The organism is Synechococcus sp. R8-2, from assembly GCF_047461715.1.
Classification (GTDB): domain Bacteria; phylum Cyanobacteriota; class Cyanobacteriia; order Thermostichales; family Thermostichaceae; genus Thermostichus.
This window is the reverse complement of the sequence record NZ_JANSHQ010000712.1, coordinates 1-2,982: the sequence shown is the minus strand read 5'-3', so window position 1 is coordinate 2,982 and position 2,982 is coordinate 1. Positions and strand designations below refer to the sequence as shown.

The window sequence follows — 2,982 nt, the reverse complement described above, 5'->3', positions numbered from 1 at the left end:
CCCCCTGGGGGATCCCGTGTGGGCGGAATATGGGGTGGCGGGAGAGCTGGCCCTGTTGGAGCTGGCCCAGGTGGCCGGCCTGACCTTGGTGCCACCGGAGCGGCGGGATCCCACCCGCACCACCACTTATGGCCTGGGGGAGCTGCTGCGGGCTGTTTGCCGCGATCCCATCGCTGAGATCTGGATAGGACTGGGGGGATCCGCCACCGTGGATGGAGGGGCGGGCATGGCGCAGGCCTTAGGCTATCGCCTGTTGGATGGAGCTGGGGATCCCATCGGCTGGGGTGGGGCGGAGCTGGCCCGGGTGGCGCGCATCGAGCCCCCCGAACAGCCTGTTTGGCAGGGGAAACGGGTCCGCGGCCTCTGCGATGTGCAAAACCCCCTCACTGGCCCGTTGGGAGCCGCCGCCGTCTTTGCCCCCCAGAAGGGCGCCACCCCTTCCCAGGTGCAGCAGTTGGAGCAGGCGCTGCAGCAGTGGGCTCAAGTGGTGGAGCGAGATTTGGGCCAGGCCGTGGCCGGGATCCCGGGGGCCGGAGCCGCAGGCGGCTTAGGAGCAGGTCTGGTGGCTTTTTTGGAGGCCACTCTGGAGTCCGGGATCCAGCTCTTGGCGCGGCAATTGGCCCTGCCGGAGCGCATCCGCCGCTGCCATCTGGTCGTCACCGGAGAGGGCTGCCTCGACGAACAAAGCACGATGGGAAAGGTGGTGGGGGCCGTGCTGGAGCAGGCTATCCAAGCCCAAAAACCCCTGCTCATCCTCTGTGGCCAGGTGACTCCGGCAGCGCGCGCTGGGTTGGCAGCCCAGCCTCTTCCCCTTCGGGTTGGCGCCCTGTGCGACCGGATCCCCGATGTGGCAGAAGCCCAACGGCAGGCCGGCCATCACCTGGAGCAGATGACGGCCCAGGAGCTGAGAGATTTTCTGGAGCAGGATGCGGGGATTGGCCGGTTATAATGGCTTAAATCATCGTGTTTCGTAGGACATCATGGCCAGTATCGAGTTCTCCCCCGGCATCCAAGAGGTGCCCACCCAGGTGCGAGTGCTGAAATCCAAGACCGGCAACCGGGGATCCGCGATTTTCCGCTTCGAGGAGCTGAAATCCGATACGCAAAACATCCTCGGCATGCGGATGATCGATGAGGAAGGGGAGCTGACCACCCGCAACATCAGGGCCAAGTTCCTGAACGGGGAATTCAAAGCCCTGGAAGTGACCTACGACATGGAAACCGAGGCAGAGTGGGATCGCTTCCTGCGCTTTATGGAACGCTTTTCAGCGGCCAACCAGATGGGCATGGCCTAGTTGCCGCCCTTCCCGCCTCAGCTTTTGGATTTTTTGCTCCTTTTGCCGGATCTGCGCTTGGCTTGAGGTTGGCCGGGATCGGATCCCTGGCCCTCTTCAACTGAGGGCTGCCCCAGCGGGGGCCGTCGCTTGTGCCAGTCGGTGCTTTGCTCATAGGCATAGGCCACCCGCAGCACCTTGCTCTCCTGTAGGGCATTGCCCACAATTTGCAGGCCAATGGGCAGCCCATCGGCAAACCCGCAGGGCAGGCTCAGCCCCGGCAAACCCGCCAGGTTCACCGGGATCGTCATCAGGTCGCAGAGGTACATGCTGAGGGGATCCTCCCGCTCGCCGAGCTTGAAGGCTGGGGTGGGGGTGGTGGGGCTGACCAGCACATCCACCTTCTCGAAAGCCTTGAGGAAGTCCTGCTTGATGAGGGTGCGCACCTTCTGAGCCTTGAGGTAGTAGGCGTCGTAATACCCCGAAGAGAGGGCATAGGTGCCGATCATAATGCGCCGCTTGACTTCCGGCCCAAAGCCGTGGGCGCGGGTCTTGCCATACATGGCCAGCAGCGAGTCGGCAGGTTCCCGCAGGCCGTATTTCACCCCGTCGTAGCGGGCCAAATTGGCAGAGGCTTCCGAAGGGGCGATGATGTAATAGGTGGCCAGGCCGTAGCGAAAACTGGGGCAGTCGATCTCCAGGATCTCGGCCCCCAGTTCCTGCAGATGTTGAATGGCCGCTTGCACGGCAGCGCGGGTCTCCTCGCCGCATCCTTCTCCCAGCAAGTCGCGGATCACCCCGATTTTGAACCCCTTGATCTCAGGGAGCAGAGCCTGGCTATAGTCCGGGATATCCACCTTCAGGCTGGTGGAGTCCATCGGGTCATGGCCGGCGATCCCCTGCAGCAGCAAGGCCACATCCTCCACCGTGCGCCCAAACGGCCCCACCTGATCCAAAGACGAGGCAAAAGCCACCAGCCCGTAGCGAGACACCAGCCCGTAGGTGGGCTTGAGGCCCACCACCCCACAAAAAGCTGCCGGTTGGCGGATGGATCCCCCCGTATCTGAGCCCAGGGCCACCACCGCTTGGTCGGCAGCCACCGCCGCCGCCGATCCCCCAGAGGATCCCCCTGGCACCCGCGTCAGATCCCAGGGATTGGCCGTGCGCTGAAAGGCCGAGTTTTCCGTGGAGCTGCCCATGGCAAACTCGTCCAGGTTGGTCTTGCCCACCGTCACCATGCCCGCAGCCGCCAGCCGCGCCGTCACTGTTGACTCGTAGGGGGGAATGAACCCCTCCAGCATCCGGGAGGCACAGGTGGTGCGGATCCCTTGGGTGCAGAGGTTGTCTTTGACAGCTAACGGGATCCCGGCCAAAGGGCCGATCGCCTCCCCGGCCCGAATGCGGGCGTCCACCGCCCTGGCCTGTTGCAGAGCCAGTTCCTCGGTCACAGTAATAAAGCTCTTGAGCTGCGGCTCCAGTTGGGTGAGACGCTCCAGGTATTCGCGGGCGATTTCTTCGGCAGAGCGCTCTTTGGTTACCAACTGCCTGTGGAGGGCACGGATGACAGACATAGGCAAACTCGTGGGGAAGGGCAAATGCCAGTGAGGCCAGACAAAGTTCCTCTAGATTAATCTAGGTGGGATCCCTTCCTACCCAAAATCCCGCCAATTTCCCCTCTCCCTGAGAGAGAGGGGCTGGGGGTGAGGGC

3 protein-coding genes are annotated in these 2,982 nt (G+C 63.4%); 2 read left to right on the top strand and 1 reads right to left on the bottom strand.

The annotated features are described in order from the left end of the window. Together NW819_RS14125 and psb28 are read left to right on the top strand one after the other, a co-directional pair. On the top strand, positions 1 to 949 hold a 949-nt coding region (locus NW819_RS14125; RefSeq protein ID WP_414414134.1), incomplete at its 5' end, for a glycerate kinase. Between the two features lie 31 nt (positions 950 to 980). Beyond that, positions 981 to 1,295, top strand: a complete 315-nt coding sequence (gene psb28, locus NW819_RS14120; protein ID WP_414414133.1) for a photosystem II reaction center protein Psb28 — start codon at positions 981 to 983, stop codon at positions 1,293 to 1,295. Between the two features lie 17 nt (positions 1,296 to 1,312). Here the strand turns inward: psb28 and gatA are convergent, their stop codons facing one another. Then, a complete protein-coding gene (gene gatA, locus NW819_RS14115) occupies positions 1,313 to 2,845 on the bottom strand; it encodes an Asp-tRNA(Asn)/Glu-tRNA(Gln) amidotransferase subunit GatA (RefSeq protein WP_414414132.1) in 1,533 nt (510 codons plus the stop codon). Positions 2,846 to 2,982 lie beyond the last annotated feature (137 nt).